Genomic DNA, 18,187 nt, shown 5'->3' on the forward strand with positions numbered 1-18,187 from the left:
AGCGCTCAGTTTGCTACGAATTTGCCCTTGAATGCGACATCGGCTAGCGGCTTGCGCTGGCTCGGAAACTCTCGCTCCTGATTGTGTTCAGATAGCACGCTCTTGTCGGCTAAGCGGCCGAAGGCGATCGCTGCTTCCACGCGGTAGCCCTCCGGGATCGCGAATGTCGCGCGGATCTGATCGTGCTTTATCCCGCCCATGCCATGGGCATAAAAACCTGAGAATTTCGCCTGCAATGCGAAATGGCCCCAAGCGGCGCCGGCGTCGAAGGAATGCGTATAGCTTTTGCGGCCTTCGGAAAACTCGCCGTTGAACTCCCTGGAAACGACGAAAAGCAGCGCCGAAGCGTTCTTCGCCCACTCCTGGTTGCCCTCGACCAGCAAGTCGACGAACTTGTCCCAGTCGTCGGAGCCCTTGAGGGCATAGATGAAGCGCCACGGCTGCTGGTTGGAAGCGGACGGCGCCCAATGCGCGGCTTCCAGTACGGTCAGCAGGTCTGCTTCGGCAATAACCTCACCGGTGAATGCGCGAGGTGACCAGCGATCCAGGAATATCGGATCGATGGAATAGGAGGATTCGCGGCTGTTGCTCTTTGTCATGGTTCTTCCGGCTTTTGGTGGATTCAGGAATTCCAGGTTATGTCGAGTTCTTCACGGAAGGCGAAGCGCTTGAGATGATCGGCCACGACGGCCTCGTAACGCTCAAGCTGCCCTTGTTCGAGAGCGGTCAGTGTCAGAACAAGCGTGGTCTCTCCTGCTTTCAGCGTCAGTTCGACGGGATCGTTGAAGGGGATCCGCCCATGGCCCGGATCGAACTCGACCGCAAACTTGTGGCTCCAATGCTTGCAAAGCTGTTGAAGATACTTGCTTCCGTTTGTCGTGCGTACGGTGGATGTCGAAACAGGCATGGCATGCTTCCTTTGCATCGACAGTCTTAGGCGCCGACAAACGCAGTTGGCAAGCAGTGCGTCCAGCCGACGGTGCACAGACTGTTTCAATAAATGTGGCCTCCCGCACGTGCGAAAGCGCGCTAAGGTCGGCCAAATTGGTAACATATGGAGTGCGCTTTGCTTGTAAACGGCAGATGGACAGAAGATTGGCAACCGGTGCAAGCCAAGGATTCGAAAGGCGGGTTTGTTCGTCAGACGTCTAGTTTTCGCAGCTGGGTGACGCCTGACGGAAGCGCCGGCCCGACCGGCGAGGCGGGCTTCCAGGCGGAGGCGGGGCGATATCACCTCTATGTCGCTTATATTTGTCCCTGGGCATCGAGAACGCTGATCGGCCGAAAACTGAAGGGGTTGGAGTCGGCGATTTCAGTATCGATTGTCGAGCCGTCCTTGACCAAGGAGGGCTGGCGTTTCGGCACCTATCCGGGCGCGACGGAGGATCACATCCAGGGTGCCACCTACATGCACGAGATCTATACCAGTGCCGCCAGCGATTTCACCGGCCGTGCAACCGTCCCCGTCCTTTGGGACAAGCACCGACAGACGATCGTCAACAATGAATCGTCCGACATCCTGCGGATGATGAACGACGGCTTCGGGACGCTGGCCACGCATTCGAGCGATCTTTATCCGGCCGAATGGCGCGCGCAAATCGACGCTTTCAACGAGCGCATTTACCCCAGTTTGAACAATGGCGTTTACCGTGCGGGTTTTGCAACCACCCAGATCGCTTACGAAGAAGCCTTCGCTGGCGTCTTCGACTGCCTGGATTGGGTTGAGCCGCAGCTTGAAAATCGCGCTTTCCTGTTTGCCGACCATCCCACCGAAAGCGACATCCGCTTGTTCGTGACGCTGGTTCGCTTCGACGTGGCTTATCATGGCCTGTTCAAGTGCAACCTCCGCCGCCTCTCGGACTATGCCAACCTGCGCCGCTTTTGCCGGAATATGCTGGATTGGCCGGGCATCGCTGAGACGGTCAATTTTGACCATATCAAGCGCGGTTACTATTCGATCGAAAGCCTGAACCCGACGAGAATCGTTCCTGTCGGTCCCGCGCTCGCCGAGATTTTCTGACGGTGCGTACCGCTTGGCCGAAAAGCCGTAATGACACCCGTGAATAATTCGTTCATAGGTGATCAAACTTCGATTTCGCTGAGGAGGAAATGCAATGAAGCTCATGCGTGTAGGAGAGGTTGGCCGCGAGAAGCCGGCCATGCTCGATCAAGCGGGCAAGATCCGCGACCTGTCGGCTCATGTCTCCGACATCGGGGGTGAAGCCATCTCGCCCGCCGGGCTTGCCAAGCTTCAGGCATTGGACCCAAGCAGCCTGCCGGAACTCGCGCCGGGCCGTATCGGCGCCTGTGTCGCCGGCACCGGAAAGTTCATCTGTATCGGCCTCAATTTTTCCGATCACGCCGCCGAGACCGGCGCCACCGTACCGTCGGAGCCGGTCATCTTCATGAAAGCGACCTCGGCGATTGTCGGTCCCGATGACAATGTCCTCATTCCGCGCGGCTCGGAAAAGACGGACTGGGAAGTGGAGCTTGGCGTCGTCATCGGCAAGACGGCAAAATATGTCAGCGAGGCGGACGCACTCGATTACGTTGCCGGCTACTGCGTCTCGCACGATGTGTCGGAGCGGGCATTCCAGACCGAGCGCCAGGGCCAGTGGACGAAAGGCAAGTCCTGCGACACGTTCGGACCGATCGGCCCTTGGCTGGTTACGAAGGATGAGATCGCCGACCCACAGAATCTGGGCATGTGGCTCAAGGTCAATGGCGAAACCATGCAGAACGGCTCCTCGAAGACGATGGTTTACGGCGTTGCCCATGTCGTCTCCTACCTCAGCCAGTTCATGTCGCTTCATCCAGGTGATGTGATCTCGACCGGGACACCCCCGGGCGTTGGCCTGGGCATGAAGCCGCCGCGCTTCCTCAAGGCCGGCGATGTCGTTGAACTCGGCATTGAGGGTCTCGGCACCCAGAAGCAGACGTTTCTGGCCGACCGCTAAGGCTCATTTCGCGAACATTAAGCATTCAAGCGCACCATTATGCCGGGGAACATATCTCCGGCATTTCTTTTTGCGGTGCGGATGGCAATGTTGCTGCGCAACAAAAACCTGTTAATCTGCGTTGAGGTGCCAGCATGTCGTTGGAAAGACTTCGATGCCCTTCAATCGGCATCATCTTCCAGATCAGAGAAAGGTGGCGCACTCATGTTTTATCAGCTTTACGAATTGAACCATGCCGCAATGGCGCCTTATCGGGCCTTCGCCGATGTCATGCGTTTAGCCTATGCCAATCCGCTTAATCCTCTGGCGCAGACCCCCTGGGGTCGCACGATGGCCGCCAGTTTCGAAATGTTCGAGCGCACGACGCGCCGTTACGGAAAGCCGCCCTTCGCGTTGAAGGAGACGGTGATCGGCGAGCGCAAGGTTGCCGTGCGCGAAGAGATCGTCTGGTCACGTGCTTTCTGCAACCTTCTGCACTTCGCGCGCGACGTCCCGAATGGGCATCCGGCCGACCCGCGCATTCTCGTCGTTGCACCGATGTCCGGCCACTATGCCACATTGTTGCGCGGTACGGTCGAGGCTCTGCTGCCGAACGCCGATATCTATATCACCGACTGGATCGATGCCCGCATGGTGCCGATGACAGAAGGCAACTTCGATTTTGACGACTATGTCGATTATGTCATTGAAATGCTGCACTTTCTTGGCCCCGATACGCATGTCATCGCCGTCTGTCAGCCTTCCGTGCCCGTTCTCGCTGCAGCCGCGGTGATGGAACAGGCCGGCGATCCGCTGTCGCCTGCATCAATGACCTTGATGGGCGGCCCGATCGATACGCGCATCAATCCGACGGCGGTCAACCAGCTCGCCAAGGACAAGCCGTTGGAGTGGTTTTCCGAAAACGTCATCATGAACGTTCCCTGGCCACAGCCTGGCTTCATGCGTCCTGTTTACCCGGGCTTTCTGCAGCTTTCGGGCTTCATGTCGATGAACCTTGATCGCCATCTGATCGCGCACAAGGAGTTCTTCATGCATCTGGTGAAGAACGACGGGGAGCCCGCCGAGAAGCACCGTGACTTCTACGACGAGTATCTTGCCGTGATGGATTTGACGGCGGAGTTCTATCTCCAGACGGTCGATCAGGTGTTCATCAAGCATTCGCTGCCGAAGGGCGAGCTGGTCCATCGCGGCCAACGGGTCGATCCCGCCGCTATCCGTAACGTGGCCCTGCTGACCGTCGAAGGCGAAAACGACGACATCTCGGGTGTCGGCCAGACCCAGGCCGCCCAGACGATATGCGTGAACATCCCGGACAACATGCGCATGCACTACCTGCAGCCTGATGTCGGCCACTATGGGGTGTTCAACGGCTCCCGGTTCCGCCGCGAAATTGCGCCGCGTATCGTCAATTTCGTTCGCACCCACGCGCGATCTGGAAAATCGTCGGTCAAGCGCGTTATCAAGGGCGGAAAGTCCATCTGATTTAGCGTGTTCTGAATTAGTGATTGCGTTTCAATGGCTTGTCCGATTTGAGTGGTGGGCCGTCTTGAAGCTGTTCTGCGGGGTTACCACATCGATTTCCAGCGTTCGGCATTTTGCCGGGCGCGGAATTGCGAGGATACCGCACGATGAACCAGTCAGCATTGCTTCGACCGGATTGGACTCCGGCTACCATTGCCCTGATGATCCTCGGCTTCGTGGTTTTCTGGCCTCTGGGTCTCGCCATGCTCGCCTACATCATCTTCGGGGAGCGTCTTCGCGGCTTCAAGCGTGACGCAAACAACGCCGCCGATGGATTCTTCGCCGGCTGCCGACGTTCTCATGGTCGCTACCGTCAGCACTTCACGACCGGGAACGTTGCCTTCGACGATTGGCGCAAGGCCGAGCTTGATCGGCTTGAGGAAGAGCGCCGTAAGCTTGACGAAATGCGCGAGGAATTCGATTCCTACGTTCGGGAGCTGCGCCGTGCCAAGGATCAGGACGAGTTCGATCGCTTTATGCGCGATCGCAAGAATACCAGGCGCGACGGCGACGGTCCGGTTGCCGAATACCAGGCACCGTAACATAATTCAGCACCGAAACTTTGAACCGGCATCCTTGATGCCGGCTTTTCTTTGCCCGGAAACGCTGCGAATCATATAGAAAATGCCTATGTTCCCGCTTCTATCCAAGCCGCGCCGTAGTGTTCGGAGACCGCCTCAGCCCGAGACGCGAACGCTTGACGTGGCCGGGCGACTGATGCCGCTGACCATCAAGCAGCACGAACGGGCGACCCGCATCACCTTGCGGATCGAGCCGGGTGGAAAGGCGCTGAAGATGACGGTGCCGCGCGGTCTGGCCGCGCGCGAGGTCAACGCCTTTCTCGACCGGCACCAGGGTTGGCTGCTGACCAAGCTCGCCAAGTTTTCTCCCGACACGGGTTTGCGCGATGGCGGCAACATTTCCCTGCGGGGCGTATCCCACCGCATTCAGCATACCGGTAGTCTGCGCGGGGTGACAGAGACGGTCGTCGTGGACGGCAAGCCGATCCTCAGGGTCAGCGGCATGCCCGAACACCTTGGCCGCCGCATTTCGACCTTCCTTAAGAAGGAGGCGCGGGCCGATCTCGAAAGGCTGGCGAGATTTCATGCCCGATCCATCGGTGCGACGATCGCCTCGATTTCCATGAAGGACACGCGCAGTCGCTGGGGATCTTGCTCGTTCGAGGGTAACCTCAGTTTCTCCTGGCGTATCGTCATGGCGCCGCCCTCTGTCATCGATTATCTCGCCGCGCACGAGGTTGCACATCTCAAGGAAATGAACCACGGCCCTCACTTCTGGGCACTGTGCAAGAAGCTATGTCCGCACATGGATGAATCCAAGTCCTGGCTCAAGCGACACGGCAGCCAGCTCCACGCGATCGATTTCGACTGAAACGTAAGCGTTCAAAATATAGGCTCCGTCGCAAATTGGCTCGACTCCCAGCGTTTTTCGTGTCACTTCGCTGCCATGAAACCGGATATTAAAATCTGTGGCCTGAAGACGGCTGAGGCGATTGATCGGGCGCTGACACGCGGCGCGAGCCATATCGGATTCATCTTCTTCGAGAAAAGCCCGCGATATGTCGAACCAGATGTCGCCGGCAAGCTGGCCGATCCGATCCGTGGACGGGCGAAGATCGTCGCCGTCGTCGTCAATCCGACGAACGACGATCTGGATGAAATCGTCGCGCTTGTGAAGCCCGATATCCTTCAGCTGCATGGCGAGGAAAGCCCCGAGCGCGTTCTGACCATCAAGGCGGTCTACGGGCTGCCTGTGATGAAGGCGTTTTCCGTGCGAACCGCGGATGATCTCAAGCGCGTGGAAGCGTATATTGGCATCGCCGATCGTTTCCTGTTTGACGCGAAACCCCCGAAGGGTTCCGAATTGCCCGGCGGCAACGGTGTTTCCTTCGATTGGAGCCTGCTCACTTGGCTTGACGGCAATGTGGATTACATGCTTTCCGGTGGCTTGAACAAAGGCAATATAGCCGAGGCGCTTGCCATCACCAAGGCGCCCGGGATTGACGTGTCCTCGGGCGTTGAAAGCGCCCCTGGTGTAAAGAACGTCGCGATGATCGATGAGTTTTTCGATGCGGTCGAACAGGCCTGCCAGCCTGAAACGGCCTCAGGGAGTTGAAATTGAACGAGACGCCAAAACCGAATTCCTTCCGTTCCGGCCCCGATGAAGATGGCCGTTTCGGCATCTACGGCGGCCGCTTCGTCGCCGAAACGCTGATGCCCCTGATCCTGGATCTCCAGGCCGAGTGGGACAAGGCGAAGAACGATCCGGAATTCCAGGCGGAATTGAAGCATCTCGGCGCCCATTACATCGGCCGCCCGAGCCCGCTCTATTTCGCTGAACGCCTGACGGCGGAACTCGGCGGCGCGAAGATCTACTTCAAACGCGAAGAGCTGAACCACACCGGTTCGCACAAGATCAACAACTGCATCGGCCAGATCCTGCTCGCCAAGCGCATGGGCAAGACCCGCATCATTGCCGAAACAGGTGCCGGCCAGCATGGCGTTGCCTCAGCAACGGTTGCCGCCCGCTTCGGCCTGCCTTGCGTTGTCTATATGGGCGCAACGGACGTCGAACGTCAGGCCCCGAACGTTTTCCGCATGAAGCTTCTCGGCGCAGAAGTGAAGCCGGTAACGGCTGGCCACGGAACGCTCAAGGACGCGATGAATGAGGCATTGCGCGATTGGGTTACCAATGTCGATGATACCTATTACCTGATCGGTACGGCTGCTGGCCCACATCCCTATCCGGAGATGGTGCGCGACTTCCAGGCCGTGATCGGCACGGAAGCCAAGGCACAGATGCTGGAAGCCGAAGGTCGTCTGCCTGATCTGGTCGTTGCCGCTGTCGGCGGTGGTTCGAACGCGATCGGCATCTTCCACCCCTTCCTCGACGACGCGAGCGTCAAGATCGTTGGCGTCGAGGCCGGCGGCAAGGGTCTGCAGGGCGACGAGCACTGCGCATCGATCACCGCTGGTTCGCCTGGCGTTCTGCATGGCAACCGGACCTATCTGCTGCAGGACAGCGATGGCCAGATCAAGGAAGGCCACTCGATTTCGGCTGGCCTCGACTATCCCGGCATCGGGCCCGAACACTCCTACCTGAACGATATCGGTCGCGTCGAATACGTGCCGATCATGGACCACGAAGCGCTCGAAGCCTTCCAGACGCTGACCCGCCTTGAAGGCATTATCCCGGCGCTGGAGCCGTCGCATGCGCTGGCGGAAGTCATCAAGCGCGCGCCGAAGATGGGCAAGGATGAGATCATCCTGATGAACCTCTCCGGCCGCGGCGACAAGGATATCTTCACTGTCGGCAAGATTCTGGGAATGGGTGCATAAGTCATGACCGCACGTATGGACAAACGTTTTGCCGATCTGAAAGCCGAAGGCCGTCCGGCACTGGTCACCTATTTCATGGGCGGTGATCCCGACTACGAAACATCGCTCGGTATCATGAAGGCGCTGCCGGAAGCCGGTTCCGATGTGATCGAGCTCGGCATGCCCTTCTCCGATCCGATGGCCGATGGCCCGGCGATCCAGATGGCCGGCCAACGTGCGCTGAAGGCAGGGCAGACGCTGAAGAAGACGCTGCAGCTCGCAGCCGACTTCCGCAAAACCGACGATGCGACGCCGATCGTTCTGATGGGTTACTACAACCCGATCTACATCTACGGCGTCGAAAAGTTTCTCGATGACGCGTTGGCAGCTGGCATCGACGGCCTGATCGTTGTCGATCTTCCGCCCGAGATGGATGACGAGCTCTGCATTCCCGCCATCCGCAAGGGCATCAACTTCATCCGTCTGGCGACGCCCACGACGGACGAAAAGCGTCTTCCGACCGTTCTGAAGAACACGTCGGGTTTCGTCTACTACGTCTCGATGAACGGTATTACCGGTTCGGCGTTGCCGGATCCGTCGCTGGTTTCCGGTGCCGTCGCGCGTATCAAACAGCATACAAACCTGCCCGTCTGCGTCGGCTTCGGCGTCAAGACGGCCGATCATGCGAAGGTCATCGGCGGTTCCGCTGATGGCGTCGTTGTCGGCACGGCAATCGTCAATCAGGTGGCGCTCAGCCTGACCAAGGACGGGAAGGCAACTGCCGATACCGTTCAGGCTGTCGCCACGCTCGTTCGCGGGCTGTCATCGGGAACACGTTCGGCGCGCCTTGTTGCTGCCGAATAGTTTTCCCACATTGGCAATAGTCAATTAGGAGTTTTCGACTTGAACTGGATCACCAACTACGTTCGCCCCCGCATCAATTCCATGCTGGGCCGTCGCGAAGTGCCGGAGAACCTCTGGATCAAGTGCCCGGAAACGGGCGAAATGGTCTTCCACAAGGACCTGGAAAGCAACAAGTGGGTCATTCCTGCCTCCGGCTATCACATGAAGATGCCGGCAAAGGCTCGCCTTGCCGATCTGTTCGATGACGGCGCCTACGAAGCGCTGCCGCAGCCGAAAGTGGCGCAGGACCCACTGAAGTTCCGTGACTCGAAGAAGTACACCGACCGTCTGCGCGATAGCCGCGTCAAGACCGACCAGGAAGACACGATCGTTGCCGGCGTAGGCAAGGTTCAAGGCTTGAAGCTCGTTGCGGTCGTGCACGAATTCAACTTCATGGGCGGCTCGCTTGGCATCGCCGCCGGCGAGGCCATCGTCAAGGCATTCGAGCGTGCGATTGCCGAGAAGTGCCCGCTGGTGATGTTCCCGGCGTCGGGCGGCGCCCGCATGCAGGAAGGCATACTGTCGCTGATGCAGCTGCCGCGCACGACAGTTGCCGTCGATATGCTCAAGGAAGCCGGCCAGCCGTATATCGTTGTGCTGACCAATCCGACGACCGGTGGCGTCACCGCGTCTTATGCAATGCTGGGCGACCTACATCTTGCCGAGCCTGGCGCTGAAATCTGCTTCGCCGGCAAGCGCGTCATCGAGCAGACGATCCGCGAAAAGCTGCCGGAAGGCTTCCAGACCTCGGAATACCTGCTGGAGCACGGCATGGTCGACATGGTTGTCAAGCGTCACGACATTCCCGACACGCTGGCACGCGTCCTGAAGATCCTGACCAAGAAGCCGGCGGCAAATCTCTCCAAGGAAAGCAGCGGATCGCTTGCGATTGCCGCAAGCGCCTGACCGAATCCATCACAGGCGGGTTGAGCAATGATACCCAGAGGCCAAACCGCAGTGAGCGAAGCAGCGCAGGAGATCGACAAGCTCATGGGATTGCATCCCAAGGGCTTTGATCTGTCGCTCGATCGCATTACGCGTCTTCTCGCGGTTCTCGGCGATCCGCAGACGAAGCTCCCGCCGGTCATCCACGTTGCCGGCACCAATGGCAAAGGGTCTGTCACGGCCTTTTGCCGCGCCTTACTCGAGGCAGGCGGCTACAGCGCCCACGTCCACACATCGCCGCATCTGGTCAATTGGCATGAACGCTACCGCATCGGCGTGAAGGGTGGCCGCGGCCAGCTGGTTGACGACGCTGTGTTTGCCGACGCCTTGCGCCGCGTTGCCGCCGCCAATGATGGACAGAAGATCACGGTCTTCGAAATCCTGACGGCCGTTACCTTCCTTCTCTTCTCGGAACAGCCGGCCGATGCTGCGATCATCGAAGTCGGCCTCGGCGGTCGTTTCGACGCCACAAACGTCATCTCCGATCCCGCCGTTTCCGTCATCATGCCGATCTCGCTCGATCATCAGCCCTATCTTGGCGATCGCGTTGAACTGATCGCTGCGGAAAAGGCAGGTATCATGAAGCGCGGATGCCCTGCCGTCATCGGCAAGCAGGAATATGATGCCGCCCTCGATGTCCTGATGTCGACGGCAGAAAGGCTGAATTGCCCGACAGCGGCCTTCGGTCAGGACTACATGGCGCATGAGGAATACGGCCGGCTCGTCTACCAGGACGAATTCGGTTTGGCGGATTTGCCGCTACCGCGACTTCCCGGTCGCCACCAATACGCCAATGCCGCGGCCGCGATCCGCGCCGTAAAGGCGGCGGGCTTCGCCGTCACAGAAGCGATGATGGAAAAGGCGATGAGCGCGGTCGAATGGCCGGGTCGACTGCAGCGGCTGGGCGACGGCAATCTGATGGCCAGCGCGCCGCCACGGGCAGAGATCTGGGTCGATGGCGGGCACAATCCCGGTGCTGGAGAAGTCATCGCGGAAGCCATGGCCAATTTCGAGGAGAAGCAGCCGCGGCCGCTCTTCCTGATTATCGGAATGATCAACACCAAGGATCCGGTCGGCTATTTCAATGCCTTCAAGGGACTGGCCGAGAAGGTCTATTGCGTCCCGATCCGCGGCAGCGACGCGATGATCGATCCCGTCATTCTCGCGAACGCCGCGTATGATGCTGGGCTCATTGCCGAGCCGATGTCGACGGTCAGCGACGCGCTCGAAGCAATCCGCGAGAGCGCCGTCGAACAGGAGCACCCGCCGCGAATTTTGATCGGCGGATCGCTTTATCTTGTCGGCGATGTCCTTGCCGACAACGGCACCCCTCCAAAATGAAAAAAGCCCGGTCGAAGCCGGGCTTTTTTCATTGATGTCGTGACGAATTAAGCGGCGCTCGAAATCCAGCTCGAAAGAGCGGTCTTCGGGGCAGCGCCAACCTTGATGTCAGCAACTTCGCCGGCCTTGAACATGGCGAGCGTCGGAATCGAGCGAACACCGAACTGAGCGGCAAGTTCCGGATTCTCGTCGATGTTGAGCTTGGCGACCTTCACCTTGCCCTGAAACTCGACGGCGAGTTCTTCGAGGCTTGGAGCGATCATCTTGCACGGGCCGCACCATTCAGCCCAGAAATCGACGACGACGGGTTCTGCGGATTCCAGAACTTCAGCCTGGAAGTTGTTGATATCGACTTTCACGGTAGCCATAGGCTGCTCCTTTAAGGATTTCCTGTTGAAGCACATGTGAGGGTGCGCGGACGGGATTTCAATGTCCGGTATTTCACTTTGTCTTGAGCTGTGCAAGCGCCAATGCCAGCGCGTCCGGCGTCAGCGTGTGGACGGAGCCGTTCTCGGTGTAGACGAGCACGCAATCGATGCGCTTGCCGGGATAGAGCGGTGTGAGGATACTGCGATAGATCGCCAGCTGGGCCCGATGCGCGAAGGGAATCGCATCGGCCGTTGGCGGCGGAACACGATTGGTCTTGTAGTCGAGGATGATCACTCGATCCTCGAGCACGGCCAGCCGGTCCACACGACCGGAAACGGCGTAGTCGCGGTCATCCAGCGACAATGTCCCCATGATCGAGACCTCCGCCTGCGCATGCGCTGCGAACACGGGTCCCAGGTCCGGCTCATCCAATAGTTTCAGAACCGAATCGACCAGCTGCCGGCGTTCGCCCTCGGGCCAGAACCGTGCTGCGCGTTCGGTATAGCGTGTTGCCGCGTCCTCCCGGTCGTGCGCAGCGATCTCCGGCAGCATCTGCAACATGCGGTGAAGCAGGCGGCCCTTCTGCAGCGCACGGTCGGATTTCGGTTTCTCGCTGAAGAGCGGCGACGTCACCAGCAGGTCGTCGGCCTCTTCATCGATGATCGTTCCTGCTCCGGAAGGGCTCAGCGGACGCGGCAACTGCCTTTGCGGCGGCAGCGGGCGGCTGAGATCGATCGGTAGTGCGTCGCGCTTTGCAACATGGTCGACCTGATCGGCACGCTCGAAGCTTCGTTCGACCCGTGGCACCCGCCATTTGATCCCCTGCCAGTCGCCGTCCGGCCCAGTGAATGTTGCCGCGGCGACATGGGGATGGTCGCTCGCCATGGCGGCCGAGATCATGGCATGCCAGGTGTCGGTATTGGCGCGAACGCCACGGTAGCCGCACACGACCAGCCTGTCGGCCGCTCGTGTCATCGCCACATAAAGCAAGCGGCGATATTCCTCTTCCGCCAACACCTGGATGCGCGTGGCATCGGCCTGCGTCAACGAATTGCCGAGATCGCCGAGCGGCACCCAGACGGGTATCGCCGGTGCATCGCCACGCTGCTTAAGCAGGCGAAGTTTCGGCATATGGCTGGGGGTAAAGGCCTTCGAACCACCGTCGACCAGGAAGACGATCGGCGCTTCGAGGCCCTTGGAGGCGTGCACCGTCATGATCCGGACTTCGTTGCGGCCTTTGTCCTGCTCGCGCTTTACCTCGGGCGCTTCCAACTCGAGTGTCGAGATGAAGGATTGCAGCCCCGGTAAGCCGGACGTCTCGTGATCGAGCGTGAAGGTCAGGAATTCGTCGAGAATATCGCTGACCTCGGTGCCAAGCCGACCAAGAAACTGGCGCCGCCCCCCATGGCTGCCCAGCACACGGGCGTAGAAATCGTGGACGGAGAGGCCTTTCGATTCGGCGAGAAATAGCTTCAGCCGGGAGACCGCAGCGCCAAGGCGCTCATTGCCATCGGCTGCGAAGGTCTCCATATGGCGCCATACGCTCTCGCCGTCGCCGCGAAGGGCCGCAACGGCAAAGATATCGTCTTCCGTCAGATCCAGCAGCGGGCTTTTCATGAGCGCGGCGAGCGATAGGTCATCTTCCGGCAACAGCAGGAAGCGGCCGAGCGCCATGAGATCCTGGATGGCGATGTGGCTCGTCAGGCGAAGACGGTCGGCTCCTGCCACCGGAATATTGTCCCGGCGCTTTAGTGCCCGTGTCAAAGCATTCACGAAGGAGTCACGCTTGCGAACGAGCACGAGGATATCACCGGCCTCGATCACACGTTCCTTGCCCCTCTCGACAATCGTTTCCTTGCCGACCAAACCATCGATCACATGTGCCATGCGGCGAGCGAGGATGGCCGCTGGCGCGCTCTCCGGCGTCGAATCGAACGGTGCCGTCCAATCCTCCTCCTTGATCGCGACCTCAGGTGCAATCATCTCCCAGAGGTCCACAGCACCGGGATGGCCGATGCGGTTGGAGCGATGGATAACGGGCTCGCCGGTCGCACTCAGGCCGCGCGCATTGTCGGCCGGACCGAAGATGTGGTCGACGGCAGCCAGGACGTCGGAGGTCGAACGGAACGATAGAGGTAGCCGCACCGATGAAAAGGCGAGGCCGCTTTGGGAAACACGATGCCGGGTGCGCTGACTCTCTTCGGAGAAGCGTTCGGGGCGCGCACCCTGGAATGAATAGATGGATTGCTTTTCGTCGCCCACCGCAAACAGGGTACGAACGACATTGCGCGCGCTATCACCGGAGAAGAAGTCTTCCGCAAGCGACTGGATGACGCTCCACTGGATGGGGCTGGTATCCTGAGCCTCGTCGACAAGGATATGGTCGATACCCTGGTCGAGCTTGTAGTGGATCCACGGACCAACATCGCTCTTGGTCAGCAGGTCGGCGGTCCGGGTGATCAAGTCCTCGAAATCGAGCTGGCTTCGTTGTTTCTTGAGATCTTCGTAGTCTCGGTTCAGCCGCTCCGCGAGCACCAGGGCAGCATGCGTGGCGGTGTACATTCGCGCGATTTTCAACCGGTCGCGGCAGGAAACCACATGCGTGCGCGCGGTCGCCACGGCATCTGCCAGTTCTGGCGCTTCGCTAAGCATCGCCTTCACGACGAACTGCGAATCCGACTTAGGATCGCCCTTGGCCGTCAGGAAAATCTTGTCCAGTAACGGGATACGCCGCGCGGCATTCAACTCTCGTGCCACGGCCTTGAGGCTCGCCGCGACATCTTGCGCCTTGGCACCACCCTTCTGCTCCGCAAGCGCGAGATAGCGGTCAAGCGTACTTCCGGAAAGGCCGGGCAGCGGCCAGTACTCTTCCGCTATGCCGGCCTCGGTGTCGTCGCCGGAAAGGCCAAGCTGCGTCCGGAGCACGTGATCGAGGCCACCATTGTGTGCCGCTGCGAGCGTGAAGCTCCGGATAGCGTTGCGATCGGCAACGATCTCTTCCAACAGCCGTTCAAGTCCCGATTCATCGCCGAGGTTGAGCACATAGGAAAATGCCTCCGCCAGTGCCGGGTCCTCTTCGGGCGTTGTTGCGGTCAGCAGCGATCGGCGAGCGTCGGAAAGCAGGGTTGCGGCCGCCCGATCGTCAAGCACGGAGAAATGGCCGGCGACGTTCGCTTCCAGTGGAAACTGATGTAGCAACGCTTCGCAGAACGCGTGAATCGTCTGGATCTTCAGACCGCCCGGCGTTTCCAGCGCCTTGGCAAACAGGCGCCGCGCTTCAGCGAGCTTTATTAGGTCAGGCGTCTTGCCCTCGATCTGCGCGATACGCTGGCTGAGATCATCGTCCGAAAGCACGGCCCATTCCGCAAGTCGGTCGAAGACACGGTTCGACATCTCGGAAGCCGCAGCCTTCGTGTAGGTGAGGCAAAGAATTGCGGAAGGGCGAGCGCCTGCAAGCAGCAGGCGGATGACACGCTGCGTCAGCACATGCGTCTTGCCGGAGCCAGCGTTGGCCGAAACCCAGGCAGAACGCTGCGGATCGGAAGCGATCGATTGCTGGATCGTCGTCCAGCTCGTCCAGGCGACAGGATCATCGCCTTCTGGTAGCAGGGGTTCGTCATTCATCGCCGCTAGCCTCATCGTTTTCCGCCGTCGACCATTCGGAAACACGCGCGAGGTGATCGTAATCGCCGCCGAATTCGAATTGCTGGGCGGGAATGAGCCGCGAGGTAAAGCCTTTCTCGCCGGATTGCAGCAGCGAAACGAACTTTACCAGTTGGTCGATCGAATCGGCAGCGAGATCGATAGCCGATTTCGGCTTGTCGCTCCTCGTGGAGAATTCGTTGTTGACGGTGTCGACCTGGAACCGACTTGCCGGGCGCAGTCGCACATAAAGAAGATCCTGCGGCACGAGGCTCCCGGCGTCGCGGAAGGCGCCCGCTTTCATCGCTGCCGCCTCAAGCGCCAGCTGCGGATCGAGGAGAGCCCGCGCTTGCGCAGGCGAGGGATTGAAGCCGGTCTTGTAGTCGATGATGTCGGCCGCGTTCGGCCCGGTCACATCGATGCGATCGGCAACGCCGCTGAGGCGAATGTCGATTGGTTCGAGCTCGATCCCGCCGCGCACTTCCGTCAGTGTTCTTCTGATACCGGGCCGCCTCTCAGCTTCCCACACAAGGAAAGAACGGGCGACTTCCCGGAAGCGCGGCCGCCAGACGGCGTCGATGTGCGGCGGCAGTTGCTCCATGTCGAACAGTTCCGTGAGAATACGCTCCATCGCCGCGATCGCGTCCGGCGTCCCGGCGATATTGCCCTCGCGAATGAAACGGTCGATGATCTTGTGGTAGAGCGTTCCGCGTTCCGCTGCACCTGGATCGCGGTTGAATGGATCCACGGGATCAAGGCGGAGCACGCGACGCGCATAAATCGCATAGGGATCGCGCCGCAGCCGGCCAACTTCACTGAACGAGTAGGACTTCGGCTGCATCTCGCGCGGCGGGGTGGGACTCGGACGCTGGGCTGGTGCCTGGCGATCTCCTTGATCGAGGAGATTGGCCCAGTGCACGAAGTTTTCGCCGCGCGCTTTAATCTCCGCCTCGAACCCCTTGCCACCGAAGGCCAGGAGCCGTTGCAGCCAGCGGGACGCAACCGTTGGCGTTGAGCCCTGACGCAGCGCGCGTGAATAGACGAGATGGCGCGTCCCGTTGGCCATTTCGAAGTCGTGCGCCAACTGGCCGATCCTGCGTTCGGGTGGCTCCAGGCCGATCTCCGTCTTCATCGATCGGGAAATGAACGGATTATTGGAGGTCTGCCCCGGCCACGAGCCTTCGTTCAGGCCGCCGAGGATCAGGGTATCGACACTTTGCAGACGTGCTTCCAGCGTTCCGAAAATGAAGAGCCGCGGATGGCTGAGCGCGCGCGGCTTCACCGCTTGGCCAGCCGTCAGTGCGGCCATGATGTCGATCCATTGCGGCCCGTCGGCCTCGATCTGACCTTCGGTCTCGATGACTTCGCCAAGCAACTTTGCCAACGTGTCGCCGGCTTCGCCCGACCAAAGGCCCGAGAGATCGCCCCGTTCGTCGCGGGCAATGGCATCGATGGCCCGGCCGGTCCGCTGTGCCCACTCGGAAGGCGGAAAGCTCGTCGTCAGGCCGCGATCGCCAGGCCCGCGACGGACCAATGCGGCCGCAAGCGGCTCCACTGCGCTGGCGATGCGACGGGCAAGGTCGCGAGCCTTTTCATGGGCATCAAGGGGCAGGGCCTTGCGCCAGTTCGGTGCATGCCGGTCCAGCGACTGTTCCGACAGCTGATGATCGAGCAACGGTTCGAGCGCGCTGACGTCGACTTCGGCCACGCCGCCGCGCAATGCCAGGAGCTCGAGAGCGGCCACGGCTTCGCCAAGTGTTTCGCGATCCAGGCCAAAGCGTGCCAAAGGATGCTTGAGCAAGCCGACGATCGCAACCGGATCGCCGGGCCGCAACGTTGCCTCAAGAAGCAACTGCAACAACGCTCCCTGAGGCGTGGCTGAAAGCGGTGTGCCTGCGGAATCATCGGCAAGAATGCCGAAACGTGACAAGTCCGCCATCACGCGCCGGGCGAGATTGCGGTCCGGAGTGATCAAAGCCGCCCGGCTTTCGCCGTTCATCCCCGGCTGCTCCAGCGCCAGACGAAGCGCGATGGCGATGGCAGTTGCCTCCTCGCGTTCATTTCCCGCCTCGATCAGGGATACGTCACCAAAGGCATCGGACAGCGCGCCTTGCGGCAGCGTTTCCTTCCAGGCACCCCAATCACTTGTCGCTTCAGCGGGCGAAAGGGCGTGGGACAGGATCTCCGCGCGCTGCTTGAGCACGGCGGGGGCTTCTGCGACCGTGGCAACGTCTTCGCGCGTCAGCTGAAGGCGCTTCAGAAGCAGGGAGAGACCATATTGCGAATGGCTTCGGCTTGCTGCGTCCGTGGGCTGGCCCGCGATCCTCTCGGGCGCGACCATGCGCCAATGCTCTTCGGGCATTCCGACATCAAGTCCAGGCAGGACAATGACGCCTTCCGGACGGTTTACCACCGCTGCGATAAGGTCGGCGGTCGCGGGCACTGAGCCGGTGGAGCCGGCAATGATAATCGGCCCTGTCGGCTGCATGGTTGCAATCCGGTTTGCCTCGGCACGCAGAATGGCGTTGCGATGGCGCGCCGGCGAAGACCTCCCAAGCTCATTCAACCGTTCCGGCCAGAATGCGCTGGCAATTTGCAGGAACTCCGCCGTCAACTGCCACCAAAGCGCATGATCCCTAGCGGTCAGTCGGCCAAGCTCGCTCCAGTCACGATCTTCGGTTTCGATGGAATCGATCAGCTCGGCAAGATTGCGCGCCAGCCAGATGGCGTCCGCGGGACTTGCCGGTGCGATAAGGGGAGAATCGGAATGAATGCTGCGCACGATCTCCGGAAGCTTGTTGCGCCAGGCAAGGATCAGCCGAGCCAGTTCCAGCAGACGCGCCGTATTGGAGAGTGGCTGTGCAAGGTCAAGCGTTGCCGGCAGCGCTTCGTCGAAATAGCCGTTGTCGTCATCGGTTTCGCCAAGCGGTCGGATCACGGGCAGGATAGCTGCTTGGCCGCCAAGCAGATCGACGAACTCCGACCGCAGCACGCGCGCCGCACGCCGCGTGGGCAGATAGATCGTAACCTTGGACAACGACAGCGGATCGGCAGGGTCGTGCCGAAAGGATGGAGTGAGTTGTCCAGCACAGAGCGTCTGAGCAAGGGTAGCGAGGAACGGCAATCCCGCCGGAATCGTCAGTACTCTCGGCCGATGGCGCTCATTCATGC

Annotated in this window: 15 protein-coding genes; 10 read left to right on the forward strand and 5 right to left on the reverse strand. The window is 60.2% G+C overall.

Features of this window, described 5'->3' with window-relative positions:
* Positions 1-5: 5 nt before the first annotated feature.
* Together A6U87_RS07400 and A6U87_RS07405 are read right to left on the reverse strand one after the other, a co-directional pair.
* Complete coding sequence (locus tag A6U87_RS07400; RefSeq protein WP_065690611.1) at positions 6-599, reverse strand: nitroreductase family protein; 594 nt, start codon at positions 597-599, stop codon at positions 6-8.
* Positions 600-622: 23 nt separating this feature from the next.
* Complete coding sequence (locus A6U87_RS07405; RefSeq protein ID WP_065690612.1) at positions 623-907, reverse strand: DUF2218 domain-containing protein; 285 nt, start codon at positions 905-907, stop codon at positions 623-625.
* Positions 908-1,066: 159 nt separating this feature from the next.
* Between A6U87_RS07405 and A6U87_RS07410 the strand changes: the two genes are divergently transcribed.
* The 10 genes from A6U87_RS07410 to A6U87_RS07455 all read left to right on the forward strand — a co-directional run bounded on the left by A6U87_RS07410 (position 1,067) and on the right by A6U87_RS07455 (position 11,005).
* Positions 1,067-2,020 (forward strand): glutathione S-transferase family protein, encoded by a 954-nt coding sequence (locus A6U87_RS07410; protein WP_083199316.1) that lies wholly within the window; start codon positions 1,067-1,069, stop codon positions 2,018-2,020.
* Positions 2,021-2,114: 94 nt separating this feature from the next.
* On the forward strand, positions 2,115-2,957 hold the full coding sequence (locus A6U87_RS07415; protein WP_065690614.1) for a fumarylacetoacetate hydrolase family protein: 843 nt from the start codon (positions 2,115-2,117) through the stop codon (positions 2,955-2,957).
* 204 nt (positions 2,958-3,161) lie between these two features.
* Positions 3,162-4,439 (forward strand): polyhydroxyalkanoate depolymerase, encoded by a 1,278-nt coding sequence (locus A6U87_RS07420; protein WP_065690615.1) that lies wholly within the window; start codon positions 3,162-3,164, stop codon positions 4,437-4,439.
* 146 nt (positions 4,440-4,585) lie between these two features.
* Positions 4,586-5,020, forward strand: a complete 435-nt coding sequence (locus tag A6U87_RS07425) for a DUF2852 domain-containing protein (protein WP_065690616.1) — start codon at positions 4,586-4,588, stop codon at positions 5,018-5,020.
* Between the two features lie 88 nt (positions 5,021-5,108).
* Positions 5,109-5,870, forward strand: coding sequence for a M48 family metallopeptidase (locus A6U87_RS07430; protein WP_065690617.1), 762 nt, complete (start codon positions 5,109-5,111; stop codon positions 5,868-5,870).
* Between the two features lie 75 nt (positions 5,871-5,945).
* Positions 5,946-6,614, forward strand: coding sequence for a phosphoribosylanthranilate isomerase (locus A6U87_RS07435; RefSeq protein ID WP_065690618.1), 669 nt, complete (start codon positions 5,946-5,948; stop codon positions 6,612-6,614).
* 2 nt (positions 6,615-6,616) lie between these two features.
* The gene (trpB, locus tag A6U87_RS07440) at positions 6,617-7,837 is read left to right on the forward strand and encodes a tryptophan synthase subunit beta (protein ID WP_065690619.1); all 1,221 of its coding nucleotides are present in this window, start codon (positions 6,617-6,619) and stop codon (positions 7,835-7,837) included.
* Between the two features lie 3 nt (positions 7,838-7,840).
* Entirely contained in the window at positions 7,841-8,680 is an 840-nt protein-coding gene (trpA, locus tag A6U87_RS07445; RefSeq protein ID WP_037181384.1) for a tryptophan synthase subunit alpha, read from the forward strand.
* 39 nt (positions 8,681-8,719) lie between these two features.
* Complete coding sequence (gene accD / locus A6U87_RS07450) at positions 8,720-9,625, forward strand: acetyl-CoA carboxylase, carboxyltransferase subunit beta (RefSeq protein ID WP_065690620.1); 906 nt, start codon at positions 8,720-8,722, stop codon at positions 9,623-9,625.
* 27 nt (positions 9,626-9,652) lie between these two features.
* On the forward strand, positions 9,653-11,005 hold the full coding sequence (locus A6U87_RS07455; RefSeq protein ID WP_065690621.1) for a folylpolyglutamate synthase/dihydrofolate synthase family protein: 1,353 nt from the start codon (positions 9,653-9,655) through the stop codon (positions 11,003-11,005).
* A 47-nt stretch (positions 11,006-11,052) separates the two neighbouring features.
* Here A6U87_RS07455 and trxA read toward each other — a convergent pair whose 3' ends face one another.
* From trxA to addB, 3 genes are all read right to left on the reverse strand, one after another.
* Positions 11,053-11,373, reverse strand: a complete 321-nt coding sequence (trxA, locus tag A6U87_RS07460; protein ID WP_018901140.1) for a thioredoxin — start codon at positions 11,371-11,373, stop codon at positions 11,053-11,055.
* Between the two features lie 73 nt (positions 11,374-11,446).
* Complete coding sequence (addA, locus tag A6U87_RS07465) at positions 11,447-14,998, reverse strand: double-strand break repair helicase AddA (protein WP_065690622.1); 3,552 nt, start codon at positions 14,996-14,998, stop codon at positions 11,447-11,449.
* Entirely contained in the window at positions 14,991-18,185 is a 3,195-nt protein-coding gene (gene addB, locus A6U87_RS07470; protein ID WP_065690623.1) for a double-strand break repair protein AddB, read from the reverse strand. The genes addA and addB overlap by 8 nt, the downstream gene beginning before the upstream one ends.
* Positions 18,186-18,187: the final 2 nt, after the last annotated feature.

This window comes from Rhizobium sp. AC44/96, from assembly GCF_001692185.1.
Classification (GTDB): domain Bacteria; phylum Pseudomonadota; class Alphaproteobacteria; order Rhizobiales; family Rhizobiaceae; genus Rhizobium.

What these genes read in the sequence shown, in the direction of transcription:
- A6U87_RS07400 (WP_065690611.1), bottom strand. Translation starts at nt 599, where the DNA reads ATGACAAAGAGCAACAGCCGCGAATCCTCCTATTCCATCGATCCGATA.
- A6U87_RS07405 (WP_065690612.1), bottom strand. Translation starts at nt 907, where the DNA reads ATGCCTGTTTCGACATCCACCGTACGCACGACAAACGGAAGCAAGTAT.
- A6U87_RS07415 (WP_065690614.1), top strand. Translation starts at nt 2,115, where the DNA reads ATGAAGCTCATGCGTGTAGGAGAGGTTGGCCGCGAGAAGCCGGCCATG.
- A6U87_RS07420 (WP_065690615.1), top strand. Translation starts at nt 3,162, where the DNA reads ATGTTTTATCAGCTTTACGAATTGAACCATGCCGCAATGGCGCCTTAT.
- A6U87_RS07425 (WP_065690616.1), top strand. Translation starts at nt 4,586, where the DNA reads ATGAACCAGTCAGCATTGCTTCGACCGGATTGGACTCCGGCTACCATT.
- A6U87_RS07430 (WP_065690617.1), top strand. Translation starts at nt 5,109, where the DNA reads ATGTTCCCGCTTCTATCCAAGCCGCGCCGTAGTGTTCGGAGACCGCCT.
- A6U87_RS07435 (WP_065690618.1), top strand. Translation starts at nt 5,946, where the DNA reads ATGAAACCGGATATTAAAATCTGTGGCCTGAAGACGGCTGAGGCGATT.
- trpA (WP_037181384.1), top strand. Translation starts at nt 7,841, where the DNA reads ATGACCGCACGTATGGACAAACGTTTTGCCGATCTGAAAGCCGAAGGC.
- A6U87_RS07455 (WP_065690621.1), top strand. Translation starts at nt 9,653, where the DNA reads ATGATACCCAGAGGCCAAACCGCAGTGAGCGAAGCAGCGCAGGAGATC.
- trxA (WP_018901140.1), bottom strand. Translation starts at nt 11,373, where the DNA reads ATGGCTACCGTGAAAGTCGATATCAACAACTTCCAGGCTGAAGTTCTG.
- addA (WP_065690622.1), bottom strand. Translation starts at nt 14,998, where the DNA reads ATGAATGACGAACCCCTGCTACCAGAAGGCGATGATCCTGTCGCCTGG.
- addB (WP_065690623.1), bottom strand. Translation starts at nt 18,185, where the DNA reads ATGAATGAGCGCCATCGGCCGAGAGTACTGACGATTCCGGCGGGATTG.